1 protein-coding gene is annotated in these 1,356 nt (G+C 68.5%); it reads left to right on the forward strand.

The features are described from left to right. The coding region (locus AA75_RS53350; RefSeq protein ID WP_304441527.1) for an alkaline phosphatase family protein at positions 1-1,356 on the forward strand (1,356 nt) is incomplete at both ends.

A 1,356-nucleotide genomic window follows, 5' to 3' on the forward strand; every position in this document is an offset into this window, starting at 1 on the left:
ACCGCTCCTTCGACCACTACTTCGGCACCCTCAACGGCGTCCGCGGCTTCGCCGACAAGCAGGCCCTCCAGTTCCCCGACGGCGGCAACGTCTTCCGCCAACCCGACGCAGGCCGCTCCGACGGCGGCGTCATGCTCCCCTACCGGATGGACACCACCAAGTACAACGCCCAGAACGCCGGCGGCCTCGCCCACGACTGGGCCACCGGCCACCAGGCCATCAACAACGGCGCCATGAACAAATGGATCGCCGCCAAGGGCGAACGCGCCATGGGCTACTTCACCCGCGACGACATCCCCTACCAGTACGCCCTCGCCGACGCCTTCACCCTCTGCGACGCCTACTTCTGCTCCCTCGCCGGACCCACCGACCCCAACCGCCTCTACCTCTGGACCGGCACCAGCGGCCCCGGCCGCGACGGCACCACCGGACCCTGGATCGACAACACCCCCGTCACCGACAACCCCGTCGCCGACTGGACCACCTACGCCGAACGCCTCCAAGCAGCAGGCGTCACCTGGCGCGTCTACCACAACCCCAGCAAGGACGACCGCACCGGCGACTACGACGACAACGCCCTCTCCTACTTCAAACAGTTCCACAACTACCCCACCACCGACCCGCGCTACATCAACGCCATGACCAAGTTCGACCCCACCGCCTTCGACCAGCACTGCAAGGACGGCACCCTCCCCACCGTCTCCTGGCTCGTCGCCCCGTATCTCTTCTCGGAGCACCCGAACGCGGGTCCCGCGTACGGCGCGCACTGGGTGAACATGGCGTTGCAGTCGCTGATGTCCAACGCCGAGGTGTGGAAGCACACGGTGTTCCTGGTGATGTACGACGAGAACGACGGCTACTTCGACCACATGGTCCCGCCCACCCCCGAGGCCGGCACCCCCGAGGAGTTCACCCAGGGCCGCGCCATCGGACTCGGCAACCGCGTCCCCCTCTGGGTCGCCTCCCCCTGGTCCCGCGGCGGCTGGGTCAACTCCCAGGTCTTCGACCACACCTCCGTCCTGCGCTTCCTCGAAGTCGTCACCGGAGTCCAGGAACCCAACATCTCCGCCTGGCGACGCACCGTCTGCGGCGACCTCACCAGCTGCTTCGACTTCACCAAACCCGACTACACCATCCCCACCCTCCCCGACACCACCGCCCTGATGGCCAAGGCCGACGCCAACTCCGGCCTGCCCGCCGTCAAACTCCCCGCCACCGGCACCCAGTCACTCCCACCCCAGGAGACCGGCGACCGCCCCCACCGCCGACTCCCCTACGCCCCCGGCGCCGAGGTGACCGTGGACCGGGCCACCGGCGCCGTCACCTGCACCCTCACCAACACCGGCACCGTCGGCT

This window comes from Kitasatospora sp. MBT63 (assembly GCF_000710465.2).
Taxonomy (GTDB): domain Bacteria; phylum Actinomycetota; class Actinomycetes; order Streptomycetales; family Streptomycetaceae; genus Kitasatospora.